18 protein-coding genes are annotated in these 18,040 nt (G+C 64.1%); 10 read left to right on the top strand and 8 right to left on the bottom strand.

Translation table 11 applies throughout. The features are described from left to right. Positions 1–15 precede the first annotated feature (15 nt). Positions 16–447: an MAPEG family protein gene (locus CJD35_RS03450; protein WP_167383132.1), complete on the bottom strand. Its 432-nt coding sequence runs from the start codon at positions 445–447 to the stop codon at positions 16–18. 208 nt (positions 448–655) lie between these two features. On the opposite strand from CJD35_RS03450, the gene rpmF reads away from it, so the two are divergent. The 4 genes from rpmF (at position 656) to ihfA (ending at position 3,289) form a co-directional block, all read left to right on the top strand. Continuing rightward, positions 656–835 (top strand): 50S ribosomal protein L32, encoded by a 180-nt coding sequence (gene rpmF / locus CJD35_RS03445; RefSeq protein ID WP_026002194.1) that lies wholly within the window; start codon positions 656–658, stop codon positions 833–835. 67 nt (positions 836–902) lie between these two features. Then, complete coding sequence (gene plsX / locus CJD35_RS03440; protein WP_017181972.1) at positions 903–1,925, top strand: phosphate acyltransferase PlsX; 1,023 nt, start codon at positions 903–905, stop codon at positions 1,923–1,925. Beyond that, a complete protein-coding gene (locus tag CJD35_RS03435; protein ID WP_017181971.1) occupies positions 1,922–2,890 on the top strand; it encodes a beta-ketoacyl-ACP synthase III in 969 nt (322 codons plus the stop codon). The genes plsX and CJD35_RS03435 overlap by 4 nt, the downstream gene beginning before the upstream one ends. 102 nt (positions 2,891–2,992) lie before the next feature. Beyond that, complete coding sequence (ihfA, locus tag CJD35_RS03430; RefSeq protein WP_017181970.1) at positions 2,993–3,289, top strand: integration host factor subunit alpha; 297 nt, start codon at positions 2,993–2,995, stop codon at positions 3,287–3,289. Positions 3,290–3,363: 74 nt separating this feature from the next. Here ihfA and CJD35_RS03425 read toward each other — a convergent pair whose 3' ends face one another. Then, positions 3,364–3,831 carry a low molecular weight protein-tyrosine-phosphatase gene (locus CJD35_RS03425; protein WP_095686794.1) on the bottom strand — a complete coding sequence of 156 codons (468 nt, stop codon included), beginning with the start codon at positions 3,829–3,831 and terminating at the stop codon, positions 3,364–3,366. Between the two features lie 11 nt (positions 3,832–3,842). Beyond that, positions 3,843–5,294, bottom strand: a complete 1,452-nt coding sequence (locus CJD35_RS03420) for a helicase HerA domain-containing protein (RefSeq protein ID WP_026002193.1) — start codon at positions 5,292–5,294, stop codon at positions 3,843–3,845. A gap of 117 nt (positions 5,295–5,411) precedes the next feature. Between CJD35_RS03420 and CJD35_RS03415 the strand changes: the two genes are divergently transcribed. Both CJD35_RS03415 and ppc read left to right on the top strand, forming a co-directional pair. Next, the gene (locus CJD35_RS03415) at positions 5,412–7,280 is read left to right on the top strand and encodes a methyl-accepting chemotaxis protein (protein ID WP_017181967.1); all 1,869 of its coding nucleotides are present in this window, start codon (positions 5,412–5,414) and stop codon (positions 7,278–7,280) included. 64 nt (positions 7,281–7,344) lie between these two features. Continuing rightward, on the top strand, positions 7,345–10,047 hold the full coding sequence (ppc, locus tag CJD35_RS03410; protein WP_017181966.1) for a phosphoenolpyruvate carboxylase: 2,703 nt from the start codon (positions 7,345–7,347) through the stop codon (positions 10,045–10,047). Positions 10,048–10,164: 117 nt separating this feature from the next. Here ppc and CJD35_RS03405 read toward each other — a convergent pair whose 3' ends face one another. After that, positions 10,165–10,716 (bottom strand): outer membrane protein, encoded by a 552-nt coding sequence (locus tag CJD35_RS03405; protein ID WP_017181965.1) that lies wholly within the window; start codon positions 10,714–10,716, stop codon positions 10,165–10,167. Between the two features lie 312 nt (positions 10,717–11,028). On the opposite strand from CJD35_RS03405, the gene CJD35_RS03400 reads away from it, so the two are divergent. Together CJD35_RS03400 and CJD35_RS03395 are read left to right on the top strand one after the other, a co-directional pair. After that, positions 11,029–11,700, top strand: coding sequence for a hypothetical protein (locus CJD35_RS03400; RefSeq protein WP_017181964.1), 672 nt, complete (start codon positions 11,029–11,031; stop codon positions 11,698–11,700). Next, complete coding sequence (locus CJD35_RS03395) at positions 11,700–12,386, top strand: hypothetical protein (RefSeq protein ID WP_026002192.1); 687 nt, start codon at positions 11,700–11,702, stop codon at positions 12,384–12,386. The genes CJD35_RS03400 and CJD35_RS03395 overlap by 1 nt, the downstream gene beginning before the upstream one ends. Positions 12,387–12,497: 111 nt before the next feature. Here CJD35_RS03395 and CJD35_RS03390 read toward each other — a convergent pair whose 3' ends face one another. After that, entirely contained in the window at positions 12,498–12,953 is a 456-nt protein-coding gene (locus tag CJD35_RS03390) for a peptidylprolyl isomerase (protein WP_017181962.1), read from the bottom strand. A gap of 168 nt (positions 12,954–13,121) precedes the next feature. Between CJD35_RS03390 and mgtE the strand changes: the two genes are divergently transcribed. Together mgtE and CJD35_RS03380 are read left to right on the top strand one after the other, a co-directional pair. Next, on the top strand, positions 13,122–14,555 hold the full coding sequence (gene mgtE, locus CJD35_RS03385) for a magnesium transporter (RefSeq protein WP_017181961.1): 1,434 nt from the start codon (positions 13,122–13,124) through the stop codon (positions 14,553–14,555). A 31-nt stretch (positions 14,556–14,586) separates the two neighbouring features. Further along, positions 14,587–14,985 carry a DUF1489 family protein gene (locus CJD35_RS03380; RefSeq protein WP_017181960.1) on the top strand — a complete coding sequence of 133 codons (399 nt, stop codon included), beginning with the start codon at positions 14,587–14,589 and terminating at the stop codon, positions 14,983–14,985. Positions 14,986–15,709: 724 nt separating this feature from the next. On the opposite strand, the gene CJD35_RS03375 is transcribed toward CJD35_RS03380, so the two are convergent. The 3 genes from CJD35_RS03375 to CJD35_RS03365 are packed head-to-tail and all read right to left on the bottom strand — an operon-like array spanning position 15,710 to position 17,994. Beyond that, a complete protein-coding gene (locus tag CJD35_RS03375) occupies positions 15,710–17,107 on the bottom strand; it encodes a UdgX family uracil-DNA binding protein (RefSeq protein ID WP_017181959.1) in 1,398 nt (465 codons plus the stop codon). A 7-nt stretch (positions 17,108–17,114) separates the two neighbouring features. After that, the gene (locus tag CJD35_RS03370; RefSeq protein ID WP_017181958.1) at positions 17,115–17,579 is read right to left on the bottom strand and encodes a hemerythrin domain-containing protein; all 465 of its coding nucleotides are present in this window, start codon (positions 17,577–17,579) and stop codon (positions 17,115–17,117) included. A 58-nt stretch (positions 17,580–17,637) separates the two neighbouring features. Then, positions 17,638–17,994 (bottom strand): hypothetical protein, encoded by a 357-nt coding sequence (locus CJD35_RS03365; protein ID WP_026002191.1) that lies wholly within the window; start codon positions 17,992–17,994, stop codon positions 17,638–17,640. Positions 17,995–18,040 lie beyond the last annotated feature (46 nt).

The following is an 18,040-nucleotide window of genomic DNA, read 5'->3' as shown; positions in this document are numbered from 1 at the left end:
CAGGCGCCCCATCCTTTATACATGGGCTGACAGCGTGGGCGGCGCCGGCATCTCCCGCGTGGCGGTGTAGGCGATCGTCAGCGCCGTGATCGCCAGGCCGGCCGTCACCAGCCATGTCAGCAGCGCACCGCCAGCCCGCCAGGGGGTGGGGGCTTCGGCATCCATGCCAAACGCATGGGCCACGCGCGCCACGATATAGACCAGCGCACCGATCCACAGCCATAGTGACGCGCCAACCGCCAGTTCGACCACCAGGAACAGGATCAGCACGATCGGGGTATATTCGACAAAATTGGCGTGCGCCCGCATCCGCCTGGCCAGCAGCGTATTGCCCGCATCGCCATGCAATATTTTGCCCGAAATGCGAATCCGCGCGCATCGCGTCGCTATCCACAGATTGAGCAGCGCGCAGGCCGCGGCGAAGGTCAGCGTGATCGGCAGGAGCATCGATTTTCCCTTCATTTCTATGCCCTGCACCCTAGCCGCTGCGGCTTGGCAGGCAAGGAAGGACTTGCGCCCCGATCAAAAAGCGCTATAGGCGCAGGGCTTCGCGATCACCCAGGGCCGCATGGGTCTGCGGCGCCTGTGGCGTCAGCTTTCATGTTGGATCTGGCCGTTCGCACAACCTGATAGATTTACGGAACAAGGTGCCGATATGGCTGTCCCCAAAAGGAAAACGTCCCCCTCCAAGCGCGGTATGCGCCGTAGCCATGATTCGCTGCGCGTCGAAGCGTTCCAGGAATGCTCCAACTGCGGTGAACTCAAGCGCCCCCACAATATGTGCGGCGCCTGTGGCCATTATAACGGCCGCGAAATCGTCGCCGTCGGGGCGTAACGACTTTTCGATCTCCGCAAAGGGGTGATCTAGGGTGTCCAGCCAGCCGCGAATCGCCATAGACGCGATGGGCGGGGATGAAGGCGTGCGCGTGATGATGGCGGGTGTGGCGCTCGCCCGTCACCGCCATGACGGGCTGCGCTTCACCCTGTTCGGTGACGAAACCCGCATCAAGGCGGCGCTCGACAACCATCCCAATTTGCGCGCGGCGTCCGACGTCGTCCATGCCGATACCGTCGTCGATGGCGCTGACAAGCCGAGCGTTGCGATTCGCAAGAAGAGCAGCTCGATGAGTATGGCCATAGCGGCCGTGAAGTCGGGTGATGCCGGTGCAGCCGTGTCGGCGGGCAATACCGGTGCGCTGATGGCCATGGCCAAGCTGGCGCTGCGCACCATGCCCGGCATTGATCGGCCCGCACTGTCGGCCCTGTTGCCCACGCGTGGCGACAATGACGTCGTCATGCTCGATCTGGGCGCGAACACCGAATGCGACGCCCGCAATCTCGTCCAGTTCGCGGTGATGGGGGCAGCCTATGCCCGCATCGCATTCGATCTGGAGCGGCCGCGCGTGCGCCTGCTCAACATTGGTACCGAAGAGCTTAAGGGTACGGACGAAATCCGCGACGCTGCGGCCATCCTGCGCGCTGCGGACGTCCTGCCGATGAGCTTTGACGGCTTTACCGAAGGCGACAAGATCAGCCGGGGCGATACCGACGTCATCGTGTGCGACGGTTTTTCCGGCAATGTCGCGCTCAAGACGATCGAAGGCACGGCCCGCTTCGTCACCGACGTGCTGCGCAACGCCTTCACCAGTTCGATCCGTTCGAAGATCGGCTTCCTGATCTCGAAACCCGCGATGCACCTGCTCAAGCATCATCTTGATCCCAACAATCATAATGGCGCGGTATTTCTGGGCCTCAATGGCGTGGTCGTCAAAAGCCACGGCAGCGCGGACGCCAAGGGCATCGCCAATGCGGTTCATGTTGCCGCCCGCCTGCTGGAAGAAGACATCACCCGCCGCATCGCGGCCGACATGGCCGCCGTTCAGGCGCTTATTGCCTCGTCGAAGCTGGAGCAGCCCGTCAAGTGATCCGTCGTGCGATTCTCCTGGGGACCGGATCGGCGCTGCCGGCGCGTGCGGTCAGCAACGCGGAACTGGCACAGACCGTCGATACCAGCGACGAATGGATTGTCGAGCGCACCGGCATCCGCAATCGCTATATCGCGGGCGAGGGTGAAACCACCGCCTCGCTGGCGGCCGATGCGGCGCAGGCCGCTCTCGATGCCGCGGGCGTTGCGGCGCAGGACATCGACCTCATCATTCTGGCGACCGCGACCCCGGACCAGACCTTCCCCGCCGCCGCCACCAGGGTGCAGGCCGCGCTGGGCATCGATGATTGCGTCGCCTTTGACGTCGCGGCCGTCTGCTCCGGCTTCCTCTACGCCATGACCGTTGCCGACAGCATGATCTGCTCCGGCGCGGCCCGGCGCGCTCTGGTGATCGGTGCGGAAACCTTCAGCCGTATTCTCGACTGGGAAGATCGCACCACCTGCGTCCTCTTTGGCGATGGCGCTGGCGCAGTCGTGCTGGGCGCGGAGGAAAGCGCGGATGGCGCGCGCGGCATATTGGCCAGCAAGCTGCACGCCGATGGCCGCCACAACGGCCTTCTCTATGTCGATGGCGGACCGTCCACGACGCAGACCGTGGGCAAGCTGCGGATGAAGGGGCAGGAAGTGTTCCGCCACGCCGTGGTCAATCTCGCCTCGGTGCTGAACGAAGTCATGGCGACGGCGGGCCTGTCCAACAGCGATATCGACTGGCTGGTGCCGCATCAGGCCAATGCCCGCATCCTGGACGCTACCGCGCGCAAGCTCAAACTCTCGCCCGACCGGGTTGTCGTGACCGTCGATCGCCACGCCAATACCTCGGCTGCGTCGGTGCCGCTGGCGCTCGATTGCGCGGTGCGCGACGGCCGGATCAAGCCGGGCGACCTTATCGTGCTCGAAGCGATGGGCGGCGGCTTCACCTGGGGTGCCTGCGTCCTGCGGGTCTGATCCCGCAAAATCACGCAACCTTGCCAAAGCCCTGCGAATCCCGCACATTCCCGCAAAGGCCATCCGACTATGGTGGCCCAAGGGGTGGAAATGGGGAATCCGATGATCGGCACAGGCACATTAACGCGCGCAGACCTTGCTGAAAGCGTCAACCGCCACGTCGGCCTGTCGCGGGCCGAAGCGGCAGCGCTGATCGAATCGATCCTGGGCCATATGTCCGACGCGCTGGAGCGCGGCGAAAATGTGAAGATTTCGAGCTTTGGCACTTTCGTCCTGCGCGACAAGACCCAGCGCATGGGCCGCAATCCCAAGACCGGGGTGGAAGTGCCGATCGAACCGCGCCGCGTCCTGACCTTCCGCGCCAGCCAGACGATGCGGGATCGCGTCGCAGGCGACTGACGGGCGCTAGTGGATTGATCCTGACATTTGAACACGCCTTATCCCATAAGGTAGCAAATGTCAGAATCGGACCACTAGGATGGCTGGGTGCGGAGTTTCGCGACGATGGCCCGCGCCGCGCGGGTTACATCGTCCCACGTCTGCGCAAAGCCCGCTTCGTCGCCATAATAGGGATCGGTCACGCCGCTCCCCTCCCGTCCCGGCACCATATCCATCAACAGCGCCAGCGTCGCGCTTCCATCGGATGGCCGGATACGCCGCAGATTTTTGAGATTATCGCCATCCAGCGCGAAAATATGCGCGAAGCTGCGGAAATCGGAGGCGCGCACCTGACGCCCACGATAGCCCGATATGTCGATGCCGTGGCGCTGCGCCTGCCGCACCGCGCGCGGGTCCGGGGGACAATCGACATGCCAGTCGCCCGTTCCCGCCGAATCAACGATGATGTCCAGCCCGGCCCGTTCCGCCTCCGCCCGCAACGCAGCCTCTGCCAGGGGCGACCGGCAGATATTGCCCAGGCACACGAAAAGGACGGATGACATGGTTGGGGCCGTCATCCCTCCGCCACCGCCGTCGACAGGCCCAGTCCCGGTACGCCGATGGAGCGCTTGCCCGAAAAATCGGTGCGCGCGACGATGACGCCCAATTTCTCCATATAGTCGATCAACCGGCGCACCCGCCCCGGTGAACTGGTGCCATAGGCCCGCGCCAGCGCCGCATCGTCCGGGCAGGGCTGGCCCTGCATCGCGGCGCGCGCGATCAGCAGGAAGGGGGCCAGCATATCCTCCGGCAATGGGTCCGCCGCGCGCATCGCCGGTTCCCAGCGGACGTCGGCTGCGTCCATCATCCCCGCCTGCGCCATGGCAAAACGCTTGCGGAAGGCTGGCAGGTCCAGCGGCGGGGTACGCAGCCCCTTCATCCGGCAGCGGACGCCAAAATCCTGATACAGCGTCGCTATGCTGGGCGCTGCATCGCCCAGATCGGCGACGATTTCCTCCAGCACCGTCATCACCACCGGCTCATTCTGGCCGAAATCCAGTTCAGGCGCGGCGGGCCGCGCCTGTGGCGAATCGGCCAGCGCGCGGATGATGTCCTCGGCGGCGCGGGGCGGGGGATCGGCACGGGGCGGCGCGACCGGCACGGCGTCCGCCGCTTCGGGGGCGAACAGCAATTCCTGAAAATCCTCGCCGCTGGTGACGGGGGGCGCCATCAGCTTGTGCGTGCCGCCCCGAGTGCTGGTCTTGACCGCGCCGATCTTTACCGCGACCGGACGGCGGCAGATCGCCGGACCCAGCGCCAGGAACCGTCCGCGCTCCAGATCGCGGATCTGCTCCGCTTGCCGCCGCTCCATCCCCAGCAGGTCGGCGGCGCGCGCCATGTCGATGTCCAGAAAGGTGCGCCCCATCAGAAAGTTGGAGGCTTCCGCCGCGACATTCTTGGCCAGTTTCGCCAGCCGCTGGGTTGCGATAACCCCTGCCAACCCGCGCTTGCGCCCCCGGCACATCAAATTGGTCATCGCCGCCAGCGATACCCGGCGCGCCTCGTCCGATACGTCGCCAGCGGCGGCGGGCGCAAACATCTGCGCCTCGTCGACCACAACCAATGCGGGATACCAATGGTCGCGCGGCGCATCGAACAGGGCGTTGAGGAAGGATGCGGCGCATTTCATCTGCGCGTCGATCTCCAGCGCTTCCAGGCTCAGCACCACCGACGCGCGATGTTCGCGTATCCGGGTCGCCATCTTGACGATCTCGCGCTCATTATAATCGCCCGCGTCAATCACGACATGGCCGTAGCGGTCGGCCAGCGTGACGAAATCCCCCTCCGGGTCGATCACCACCTGCTGCACCAGCGGCGCGCTTTCTTCCAGCAGGCGGCGCAGAAGATGCGATTTGCCCGACCCCGAATTGCCCTGGACGAGCAGCCGGGTGGCAAGCAATTCCTCCACGTCGACCAGCACGTCCTTGCCGTGGCTGTCGGTTCCTATGCTGATGCTGGCGGTCACGCTCATCCTTTGGCCCAGCGGACCGGGTTGGCGCAAGAACTTGCTCACCAATTTTCAACCTGTGCCCATTAACCGGGGAGGATGGTTAAGAATCCCCTCCTCGTTCGTGTCCGCGACATGATGCGCAAACGTGCATTGCTGGCGGGTAGCAACAATCTGGGGGATACGATGGTGCCGCTTGGCGGCGTCATAATGCTGGCCTTGATCGGCACGGCCATTCTCCTTGGCCTGCTCAGTGCCCAGATCGAACGCAATGCCGACGCCTATCTGCATCGCGTCGTCAATGGCGCGTTGCTGCGTGAGCGGGCCGCGGTGGGGGATGCTGTCATGGCGTCGGCGCGCTGGGACGATGCGGTGGGCCATGTCTATGGCGATTTCGACAGGCAATGGGCCGAAAGCAATCTGGCGACGGAAGTGGCCGATTCCTACGTACTTGACGTCCGTGGACGGACGATCTGGTCGGCGGCGGGCAGCGAATTGCCCCGGCGCGCGCGCCGCCTGCCGCTGGACCAGGCGCTGGACCTGCCGGTACTGCATGAACTGATGACGGCGCTGCCGCAGAGTCACCGCGCCGCGCTGGACGAGCGCAAGGCCGTTGTCCGCTTCGTGCGGTTGCAGGGTCAGGCGGCGATCCTGGGCGTCCGCGCGATCACGCCGTGGAAAGACGTCGCTCACTTGCCGTCCGGGGATGTGCGTTATCTGGTGCTGACCAAACCGATCGACGCCAAATTGCTGGCCGACATGAGCCGCACCAATCAATTGCCGCTGCGCTGGAATGTCGGCACCACCGGCGACACCGAAAACGGTATTCGGGTCAAGGATGTCACTGGGCGGGTGCTGGGGCAGGTGGAATGGCGCCGATCATCGTCGGGGGCGAAGGCGTTGCGCCAGATCATGCCCGCCGTCGCCATCATCGTCCTGACATTCCTGGCCATGTCTGGCTGGCTGGCATGGCGTCTGATGGCGGCGCATCGGGCCTTGCGCAAGCAGGTCCAGCTGTCGCGCGATGCGGAAAGTGAAGCGCGCTCCGCCGCCGAACAGGCCAGCAAGGCGCTGGTGCAGGCTGAAGCGGCCCGGCAGGCGTTGGCCGCCAGCGCCGATCAGGTCGCGGCGGAGGAACGGCGACATCAGGAAGAATTGCGGCGCAACGGTCGCGTGATAGCCGAAGCGCTGGAACGGTCCATGGCCCTGCTGGTGACGCAGCTGTTCGAAACGGCTGCCGCGCTGGAACATAGCGCCGACGATACGATGCGCACGATCGACGAGCAGCAGCGGCACGTCGATACCGTGACGGCGCGCGCGCGCGATACCGCCGGATCGGCCCAGGCGATCGCCGCGACCATTGACGATCTGACGGCATCGATCGGGGCTTTCACCGGCACTGCCTATGACATCCGCGAATCGGCGGCGAGCGCCAGCGGACAGTCGGCCGCCGCCCACCACGCCAATGATAATCTGCGTCGCCATGTCGGCAGTGTCAACGAAGCGACGAAGCTGATCGCGGAGATTACCGGCCAGACCAACCTGCTGGCGCTCAACGCCACGATCGAGGCGGCCCGCGCCGGAGAGGCGGGGCGCGGCTTTGTGGTCGTCGCCAACGAAGTCAAGGCGCTGGCGGCCCAGACGGCCCAGACCACGCGGGAGATTCAGGCGCGCGCGGATGGGATCGAACAGGCGGCGGAACAGACCTTCGCGCTTGTCGGCTCGGTCGATACGGTCCTCGCCAGTCTGGTCGAAACGATCGGTGCGGCGGCCTCATCCGCCCAGCAACAGCTTGCTTCGGTTGAGGATATTCAGCGCGTTTCCCGTTCGGTCGCGCTGGATGCGGGCGCCACCAATCAGGCGGTCGACGCGATTTCCCATGCCCTGCGGCATTCGGCGCAGGCCGCCGCTGCCACCCGTGCCCAGGGCGCGGCCGTACGACAGGGGGTGGAACAGGTGCAGGCAGAATTCGGCCGGCTGATCGAGGCGCTGAAGGCGGCTTGAATCGCGCAGCGCAAACGATGGGAAATGCTTGACCCTTTTACTGTTGCAATGCAGCATCGTTTCCATGGCGACTCTCTCCTCATCACCGTCCGCTCCTGCGATCACGCAGAACCCCGACATCCGCTATCTGGGGCGCCTGCTGGGCGATGTGATTCGCGCCTATGGCGGGGATAGCCTCTATCGCCAGACCGAATATATCCGCTCCGCCTCGGTCGATCGGGCGCGCGGCATACAGGGCGCGGACCTTGTCGATACCGGGCTGGACGCGCTCAGCCTCGACGACACGCTCAACTTCACCCGCGGCTTCATGCTGTTTTCGATGCTCGCCAATCTGGCCGAGGACCGGCAGGGGGTCGCGGCGGACCCAGGGGCCGATGTGGCGTCGGCGATCGCCCGGCTCGATTCGCACGGAATTGATCGTGACGCGGTTCTGGGGCTGCTGGCGCATTCGCTGATCGTCCCCGTTCTCACCGCCCACCCGACCGAGGTGCGGCGCAAGAGCATGATCGATCACAAGAATCGCATTGCCGATCTGATGCTGCTCAAGGATGCGGGTCGCCAGGAAACGGCTCACGGCGAAAATCTGGATGAGGCGATTTTTCGCCAGATCGCCCTGCTGTGGCAAACCCGTCCGCTGCGCCGTGAAAAACTGTTCGTCGCGGACGAGATCGACAATGTGCTCACCTATTTCCGCGACATATTCCTGCCTGTCCTGCCCGCCCTTTATACGCGGTGGGAGCGGGTGCTGGGCGCGCGCCCGCAAAGCTTCCTGCGGGTCGGCAGCTGGATCGGCGGCGACCGCGACGGCAATCCCTTCGTGCAGGCGCCCCAACTGGAATTCGCGCTCAAGCGGGGGGCGCAGGCGGCGCTCGCTTATTATCTCGATGCGCTGCATGCGCTAGGCGCGGAACTCTCGCTGTCTACCGAACTCGCCCATGTGCCGCAGGCGGTGCTGGATATTGCCGACGCCAGCGGAGACGAGTCGCCCAGTCGGCAGGACGAACCCTATCGCCGCGCCATTTCGGGCATCTACGCCCGGCTCGTCGCCACCTATGTGGCGTTGACCGGGGATCAGCCTCCGCGTCCCTCCAGCCTGAAAGGGCAGGCCTATGCCAGCCCCGCCGATTTCCGCCGCGATCTCGTCACCGTGGCCCAAGGGCTGGCGAGCGAGGGCAATGGCGCGCTGGCGACCGGGGGCGCGCTTGGCCGTCTGATCCGTGCGGTCGAAACCTTCGGCTTCCATCTTGCCACGCTCGACATGCGTCAGAATAGCGACGTGCATCAGCGCGTCGTTGCGGAACTGCTGAAGGTAGCGGGGGTCGAGCCGGACTATGCCGCGCTCGACGAATATGCCCGTATCGCGCTGCTGCGCCGGGAACTGGCCAATAACCGCCCGCTGGGGTCGCGCTTTTCCGACTATTCGGAGGAAACCGCGTCGGAACTGGCGATCGTCCATGCCGCCGCCGAAGCGCACCGCATCTATGGCCCCGCCTGCATCACCCATTATATCATTTCCAAGGCGGAAAGCGTGTCGGACCTGCTGGAGGTCAACATCCTGCTCAAGGAAGCCGGCCTGTGGCGCGCCGGCGTAGAAGGTTCGCCGCCCCAGGCGTCGATCATGTCGATTCCGCTGTTTGAAACCATCGCCGATCTGGAAGCTGCGCCGCAGATCATGTCGGCCTATTTCGGCCTGCCCGAAATAGCTGGCGTCGTGAAGCAGCGCGGCCATCAGGAAGTGATGATCGGCTATTCGGACAGCAACAAGGATGGTGGCTACATCACATCGACCTGGAGCCTGTTCAAGGCAAGCAAGGCGCTGGAGCCGGTCTTTGCCGAAGCCAGCGCGGCAATGCAGCTGTTCCATGGGCGTGGCGGCGCGGTCGGGCGCGGCGGTGGTTCCGCCTTCGCCGCGATCCAGGCTCAGCCGCGCGGCACCGTGCAGGGGCGCATCCGCATCACCGAACAGGGGGAGATGATCGCCGCCAAATTCGGATCGCGCGACGTCGCCATGACCAATTTGGAGGCGATGACGAGCGCGACCCTGCTCGCCAGTCTGGAACCCGAAGGCATTTCGGACAAGGACGCAGCGCGTTTTGCAGGCGCCATGGACGAACTGTCGCAAAACGCCTTCAATGCCTATCGCGATCTGGTCTACGGGACGGACGGCTTCAAGGAATTCTTCCGGCAGCTAACCCCGATTCAGGAGATTGCGGGCCTCAAGATCGGCTCCCGCCCCGCCAGCCGCACCAAAAGCGACCGGATCGAGGATTTGCGCGCCATCCCCTGGGTGTTCAGTTGGGCGCAGGCGCGCGTCATGCTGCCGGGCTGGTATGGCGTTGGCCATGCGATCGCAGCCTTCGAGGACAAGGCGCTGCTCGCCGACATGGCGCAAAGCTGGTCTTTCCTGAAGTCGGCCATGGGCAATCTGGAAATGGTGCTGGCCAAATCGGATCTGGGCATTGCGGCGCGCTATCTGCCGCTGGTCGAGGATCAGGCGATGGCCGAACGGCTGTTTGGCCGTATCCGTGAAGGCTGGGCATTGACCCATGACGGGCTGATGGCCGCAACCGGGCAGAGCCGTCTGCTGGAAAAGAATCCGACGCTGGAAACGTCCATCCGGCTCCGACTGCCTTATATCGAACCGCTCAACCTGCTTCAGGTCGAACTGTTGAAGCGCCACCGCGCGGGCGAGGATGATCCGCGGATCAAGGAAGGTATCGAATTGTCGATCAACGCCGTCGCGACGGCCCTGCGCAACAGCGGATGAAATGGAAATCCGGAACGGCGGCAGTCCAATGCGCCGTTCCGGACCCAGTCCCTGATCAGGGCGAAGCCTGAGCGGGGATCGGCTGGTGGGGCGGGCCGTTACAGACCGCCCGATCCTTTAGAATTTCGCGACGACACCCGCCATCGGACGGATCGACCGGAAATTGCCCAGCGTGTCTGCCTGCACCCGGAAACGGATGTTGCTGCTGGCGGCCGAACCGCCCATATCAGCCGCCGACAGCTCGACGCCCGCGCCATAGGTGGTGCCATGGAAATCCGGGCTATCGGGGCCAAGCGCGTCGAAATTGACCCACTTGTAACCGACCTTGCCGAAAATCAGGCTGTCCTTGCCCGCCTTCACGCCGACCCGGCCAGCTGCGCCATATTCCCAGTCGATGTCGCCCGAAACGCCCTTGGACGCGGACCCTTCGACGCCGACGACCAGCGGGCCAGCGACATTATAGTTCACGCCAGCGACGCCTTCGACCATCCGGCCCTTATAGCCGACCGGAGGAATGCCTTCCTTGCCGGTTTCGCTATCGAAATTATGCACACCGCCCATCACGCCGACATAGGGCTCGATGCGGCTGGGGGAACCAGCCTGATCCTGCGCCATGGCGGCGGGAACGAAGGACGCGGCAGCAACTGCCGTCAAAAGCAGTGTCTTCATGGGTATGACCCTTTTCTGTTGTGGATTGGTGCGACGGTGTGGACCCGCCGGGTCGCATGAATGAGCGCTACAAGCGGCTCAGGCGACGCGGGATAAATGGCCGGCCTTGCCCGAAGGTTTCCTGAACGGATTATAAATATCGCGCAAAAGACGATTATGTGGCGGAAAAAACACGCTTTCTGTCACCCCGATGAACGAAATGCCACTTATCTGAACCTGCGATAAGCACTCGGCTGCCCTGCCAAATCCATTCACAACCAATTCAACCGCCGGGCGTTACGTCATCATCAGATGGGAAAGAGGAGAAAGACGATGACGGGCTTCCGACATCGGATTCTGGCCGTGATCGGACTGGCAGGCGCGCTGGCACTGGGCGGCTGCGCCTATGACGATGGCTATGGTTATGGCGGCGTGAGTGTCGGCACCGGCTATTATGGCGGTGGCGGCTATTATGGCGATGGCTATTATGGCCCGACTGGCTATTATCAGCCCGGCTTCTACAATGGATGGTATGACAATTTCTATTATCCCGGCACCGGCTATTATGTTTACGACCGCAATGGCCGCCGCCAGCGCTGGAACGACCGCCAGCGCCGCTATTGGGAAGGCCGCCGTGCCGAGCGGCGCGATGACCGGCGCGACGACCGACGTTATGGTCAGTGGCGCGGGCGGGATCGTGACGGGCGCGATGGCCGCTGGCAGGGCCGCGATGGCCAGCCGGGCACGCCGGGCACGCCGGGCACTGGTAACTGGACCAATCGTCCCCGCCCTTCGCAGGGCACGGACAGTCCGCGCGGTCGCGGCAACTGGCGCGGCAATGATGCCGTGCGCCCGACCCCGCAGCCGGGTCTGCGCCAGCCGCAGGGCCGCCCGCAAATGAACCAGCCTCGTCCGCAACGTAATTGGGGTACCCGTCCGGCACCGTCAGAACGCGCCGTTCGCTCGCGCGCGCCCGGCGCCTCGCGGCAGGAACGTCCTGACTGATGCGGGGTTCGGTAAAGGCTATCATGCTGCTCCCCCTCCTGTTCGTCGCGGCCTGTGACGGGCGGGAGGAGAGTGCGATCGACAATCTCGCCAATGGCGCCAATGCGACCCAGGTGGAAAATAATGTCCGCGCTGAGGCGATGGCGGTCATGGAACCGCTCAACCCGCCAGCGCCGGGCACGCCGGGCGGCTTGCCCGACGACCGTACGCCGCTGGAAGAAGGGGCGATCGACCCCGGCAGCGGCCAGGGGGCGGCGCAGGTGGTGCAGGGCTATTTCGCGCTGCTGGAGGAAAAACGGTTCGAGGACGCACAGGATTTGTGGAATCCGACCGGTGCGATCGGCCAGCAGGACGACGCGCATTTCGTCGCGCGCTTCCGTGGCTTTAGCGAAATCCACGCCAATATCGGCGCGCCGACCGAGCCGGAGGGTGCGGCAGGATCGCTCTACGTCAGCGTGCCGGTGCAGATTTACGGCAGGCTCGCGGCCAATGGCAAACCCTGGTACGCGCTGCGGCAGGCCATATTGCGCCGGGTGAATGACGTCCCCGGATCGACCGCTGAACAGCGCCGCTGGCATATCGAAAGTTTCGGGCCTTATACCCCGCCAACTGTCGACGCAGCCGATAATTCGGCGCAGGCGACACAGTCCGTTTCCCCAACCGACGGGATGGCGGCGAAGCGCTGATTCATGATGCTCGCGCGGGCCGCTCGTTCCTCGACGGAGCGAAGCCTGTGATCGCATCCATAAAAAAAGCCCGCCTCCAATGTCTGGAGGCGGGCTTTTCATTCAGCAAAGTCAGGCGACGCTTGCCTTGACGATCTTGCCGGGCGTGCGCGGCGGCTCGCCCTTGGGCAGCGCGTCGACATGCTCCATGCCCGACGTCACTTCGCCCCAGACGGTATATTGGCCGTCCAGGAAGGTCGCATCGTCGAAGCAGATGAAGAACTGGCTGTTGGCGCTGTTCGGGTTGGACGAACGCGCCATCGAGCAGACGCCGCGCAGATGCTTTTCGCGGCTGAATTCGGCCTTCAGGTCCGGCTTGTCGGGATGACCGCCCATGCCGGTGCCGGTCGGGTCGCCGCCCTGCGCCATGAAGCCGGGGATGACGCGGTGAAACACGACGCCGTCGTAAAAGCCTTCCTTGGCGTTTTCCACGATGCGCGCGACATGGCCGGGCGCCAGGTCGGGCCGCAGCTTGATGACGACGTCGCCGCCACTGTCGAGGCTAAGGGTCAGGGTATCGTCGGCCATGAAAAATCCTCTCTTTGGGGGATGGGGTAGTGCTGGCACCCATATAGAGGCTGTAAGTCACGATGGAAGCCCGTGTTTTGGGCTTCTGGCCCGTCTGCGCCATTGCAATTATATTGTGCATGGGCGAAAGGATCGGAATGCAACAGGAACCGGACAGTAGGGGGCGCCATGAGCGAGCGCGGCGACATAGCCCAGCCCCTGTTGGACGGGGATGATGCAGAGGAAGCGATCGCCGCTGCGGCTGAATCGCGCCATGATGAGGATGACCGGCTAAAGCCCGAATTCGTCTCCGCCGTGCTGGATGCGGTGGAGGAAGGCGAGGCCGAACGTGCGCGCGACCTCGTTTCGCCGCTCCATCCCGCCGACATTGCCGACCTTCTCGAACTCACCCCGGCCGACCGGCGCGGCGAGCTGGCCACGGCGCTGGGCGACCTGGTCGGCGCGGAAGTCCTGTCCGAACTCAATGACTATGTCCGCGACGATCTGATCGGTGATCTGGCGCCCGAACAGGTCGCCGAATTCGCCTCCGAACTCGATACCGACGACGCCGTCGCCATGATCGAGGATATGGAGGAGGCCGACCAGCAGGCCGTCCTTGAGGCGCTCGACCCGGAAGATCGCGCTGCGATCGAAAGCGCTTTGTCCTACCCGGAGGAGTCCGCCGGCCGGCTGATGCAGCGCGATCTGGTCGCGGTGCCCGAACATATGACCGTGGGTCAGGTGATCGACTATCTGCGCGACAATGGCGACCTGACGACCGATTTCTGGGAAATCTATGTCGTCGACGCCATGCACCGGCCGATCGGCTATTGCCAGCTCAGCTGGATTCTCACCTGCCCGCGCAGCGTCGCCATGGCCGACCTGATGAAGCGCGAACAGACGCTGATCCCGGTCGACATGGATCAGGAGGAAGTCGCGTTGCGCTTCCAGAAATATGCGCTCATCTCCGCCGCCGTGGTCGACGGCAGCGGGCGGCTGGTCGGCATGATCACCGTCGATGACGTCGTCCACATCATTTCCGAAGAAGCGGGCGAGGATATTCTGCGCCTGTCGGGCGCGGGCGAGGGCGACATCAACGAACCGATATTGATGACCGTGCGCGCGCGCCTGATCTGGCTGGTCGTCAACCTTGGCACCGCCATGCTCGCCGCTTCGGTCGTCGGCCTGTTTGAAGGGACGATCGCGCGCTTCGCGATGCTGGCGGCGCTGATGGGCATCGTATCGGGCATGGGCGGCAATGCGGGGACGCAGACGCTGGCCGTGGTCGTGCGCGCGCTTGCCACCAATCAGCTGACCAGTTCCAACACGGTGCGGATGATCGGCCGGGAATTCCGCATTGCCGCGACCAATGGCGCGGCGCTGGGGACGCTGATCGGCATCGGCTCCTACATCATCTACGGGCGGATCGACCTGTCGCTGGTGTTCGGCGCGGCGATCCTGACCAATAATCTGGTCGCGGGGCTGGCAGGCGTGCTGGTGCCGATCACGCTGGAACGCAATAATGTCGATCCCGCCGTGTCGTCCGCCGTGTTCGTGACGATGATGACCGATTCGCTGGGCTTTTTGAGCTTCCTGGGGCTGGCGACCTTGTTCCTGCGTTGAACCGCGACGCGCGCGTCCCCAGATCGCCGCCATGCCGCTGCACATCACCAAGATCGCCTTCCAGAGCGAAAGCCCCGCCAGCCTGAAAGCCTGGCTGGAAAGCCACGCCGATGAAGCGCGGCTGACCACCCGCTATCTGCCCAAGCGGGTCGAGGAAATGGCAGGCGGTTCGCTCTACTGGATTCACGGCCACCGCATCGTCGGCCGCAGCCCGATCCTTGGCTTCGCCGAAACCGGCCAGGGCCGCCACTGGATCCGCATCGCGCCGACGCTGATCCCGGTCCATCCCATGCCAAAGCGCGCCCATCAGGGCTGGCGCTATCTGGCGCAGGAGGATGCTCCGCGCGACCTGGGCGAAGGGGAAGAAGATGCAACTGCAGCGATGCCCGCCGCACTGCTGGGGGAACTGGCAAAACTGGGGCTGGTGTAGAGGCGCGTGCCCTTCTCCCCGCCGGGAGAAGGATATGAAGCCTTACCGCACGCAGTGCGGTTAGGCGCAGTTGGAAGAGGGGGGCGTTCGCTAACGACAAAAAGTCGGTCGCTTATTCAAGAATGCGTAATGCTCAGAAGCAGACGTCGATTTCCCAAAAAGTGCGGTTTCGTCACTTTCCAACTGACCTGATCTGCCATCCCTGCGGGTAGAAGCGGGCATTTGGGGCAGCCTTGGAGGTCATACTGGTTGGCCTTGGCTTCGATAGATACACGGTCACCGTTTGGCCTTTTTTCAGATATGGTCCGGGAGGTGAGCACATGCCCCGGCCGTCATAAACATGATAATTTAGCGGATAAGTTGGATAGGGAAACTGCCCGGAGACTACCTGTTGGACACGCAGAGTTGCTAGGGCAAATCCGGACGCGGCCACGTCGTTCGTGACCTTACCGATCAACACAACGTCGTAGTTGGCGCGGGCGGGATCGAATGGGGGTGAAGCCACCGTGCAGGCGTAACTCGGGGGTGAAAATACGAGCGTAAACCCAGTAATCGCTGATAATTTAATGTGCTTCATAACCAGTCCACTGTGTTGCCCGAACGATGTTAGATAGCAAATGGAGACTATTCGGTAACCGACTACACAAAATGCTGACCGGCCTCACAAAACGTCCGTTTCTGCGCCGGCGGGCTGGGAAGCAAACATTCCGGAACCCACCCACCCTCACCCCAACCCCCGCACCCGCTCTCCCACGACGCGCAGTTCCTCGACAAACCGCGCCCGCTCCTCCGCCGCTTTCGCCGCATCCGGTAGCCGCAGCAAATAGCTCGGATGCACCGTGATCCAGCCTTCCGCGCCGTCCGCCAGCGGGATCGCCGTGCCGCGTAGCTTGCCGATCGTCACCGCCTTGCCCAGCAGGGCGCGCGCCGCGGTTGCGCCCAGCGCCACGATCACGCGCGGGCGCACCAGCGCCAGTTCCTGTTCCAGCCACCACCGGCACGCCTGCACCTCGCCCGCCTGCGGGGTCTGGTGGATGCGGCGTTTGCCACGCGGCTCGAACTTGAAATGCTTGACCGCATTGGTGACATAGGCCCGCGCCCGATCCACCCCGGCCTCCGCCAGCGCGGCGTCGAACAATTGCCCCGCCGGGCCGACAAAGGGCCGCCCGGCCAGATCCTCCCGATCGCCCGGTTGCTCGCCAATGAAGAACAGGGGCGCATCGACCGGCCCTTCGCCAAACACCGTCTGGGTCGCGGGGCCATGGAGCGGGCAGCGGGTGCAGCCGCGCGCTTCCTCGCGCAGCGCGGTCCAGGCCGCCATGGCGTTGCCGGGCCGTTTTTCAGGTAAAGGGGCTGTTCCGATCATCGTCGCCTCGCGTGCCTGCGCGCCCGCCACCAGCGCCGGGATGAGCGCCGCTTCGGGCAGATTGCGCCAATATTTTTTCGGCATTTCGGACAGCATCGCCCCGACCTTCAACCGTGCCGGATTGAAGATGGCGGCATAATAGCCCTTCCATATATCCTCTACCGGGTCGTCCCCCGGCGCATCGCCGCGCGTTGCGCCCGGTCCCTCGGACAGCGTCTCGCCATCCCAGTGGATGCTCAATTCCGGCGTTAGGATCGACCAGCGCATCGTCGCGAAGCGCCGCACGAAGAAGCCCGCATTGGCGCGTACGATATGCTGTTCCGGCTCGAACCAGGCGACAAAGCGTGTGCCATCCGCATCCTCCAGCGCCCGGAAGCGGACGAAGGCGCGCATCTTGTGGATGTCGCGCCGCACCGCCTTGGCCAGTCCCTCGATCCGGCGCAGCAGCGGATCGGCCTTGTCCTCCATCGTGCCAGGCCGGTCGCGCAACTGCATCAGCAGCGCGTAAAGCAGGGCGAAGCGTTGGGGATCACGATGCAGGATCGCGCTCTGGGCCAGATCGACGAAGGCGCGTGGCACGCCGAAGGCGCCTTCAGCCGCAACGGGCGGCGGCGCATCGCTGGCGAACAGGTCGCCATCATCCCCGCCGACCTGCCAGACGATGTCGGCCGGATCGACCCCGGCCAGCGCAAAGCCGCGCGCCTTTGCCCGCCATCCGTCAAAATCATCCGGGGCGGCCAGCGACGCGCGGTACATGGGCGTTTTAGCTGTCGGCCTCTGCGCGCGCCAGTTCGGCGGGCTTGCGCTTGGCAAAGGTGGCGGCCAGCGATTTTTCCTCGTCAGCCGTCAAATCCTTGGCGGCGTTCGGGAACATCTCTTCTTCCTCCTCCTCGATATGGTGGAGGTAGCGTTCCTTCATCTTGGCGAATTTCTTGCGCCATGCTTCGCCATCGAACTTCAGGTCGTCCAGCTCTTCCAGATAATCGTCGATTTCCTTATGCTCGGACACGCTGTGCTGCGCATCCTCGCGCAGGTCCGGGCGTGCCAGCATGGTCGCATAGAGCGTCTCTTCCTCTGCAGCCGCATGGGCGCTGACCTCTACCTTGAACTGATCGAACAGTTTTTTCAGCCGGTCGGAATCGTCTTTCGCGTCCGCCATCTTGGCGAAAAGCTGACGATGCGCGTCATGATCCTGTTTCAGGCGGTCGAAAATCGTGCGGTCGGCCATCACCTATCCTCCTCTTGGGTTCGGGAGGAGAACGGCGAAACCGGCAATAAGGTCCGCGTCAGCCGAACAGGAAGCGGAAGATGATCGCCACCGGTATCCACAGCATCGCGCCGACCAGACTGGCGGCCCAAAGCTGGAGCAGGTCGCGGCGGAACCGCAGCGCCAGCCCGTTGCGCGAAAGGTCGCTGCTCTCCAGCATCTGCCAGCGCCTTTCCAGACCGCGCGCTGCAACGGCAAAGCCCGCGATCGCGACGATGATGCCCAGGTGCAGCACCAGCGATCCGCCCATCTTGGCAACGATGAAAATCTGCAACAGGCAGAAGGTGACCAGCGCCGCAGCGAGATGCGTGCTGATCCGCTTTGCGTAACCGACCTTCCGGCTGGCGATGGCATGACCGTCGAACATTGTCGCCAAGACCCTGACCCCCTTGGATGACTGAGTGTCAAGAGTTTCATGATCC

It is taken from the genome of Sphingobium xenophagum, from assembly GCF_002288285.1.
Classification (GTDB): domain Bacteria; phylum Pseudomonadota; class Alphaproteobacteria; order Sphingomonadales; family Sphingomonadaceae; genus Sphingobium; species Sphingobium xenophagum.
The sequence above is the reverse complement of the archived record's forward strand: the minus strand, read 5'-3'. Positions and strand labels throughout refer to the sequence as shown.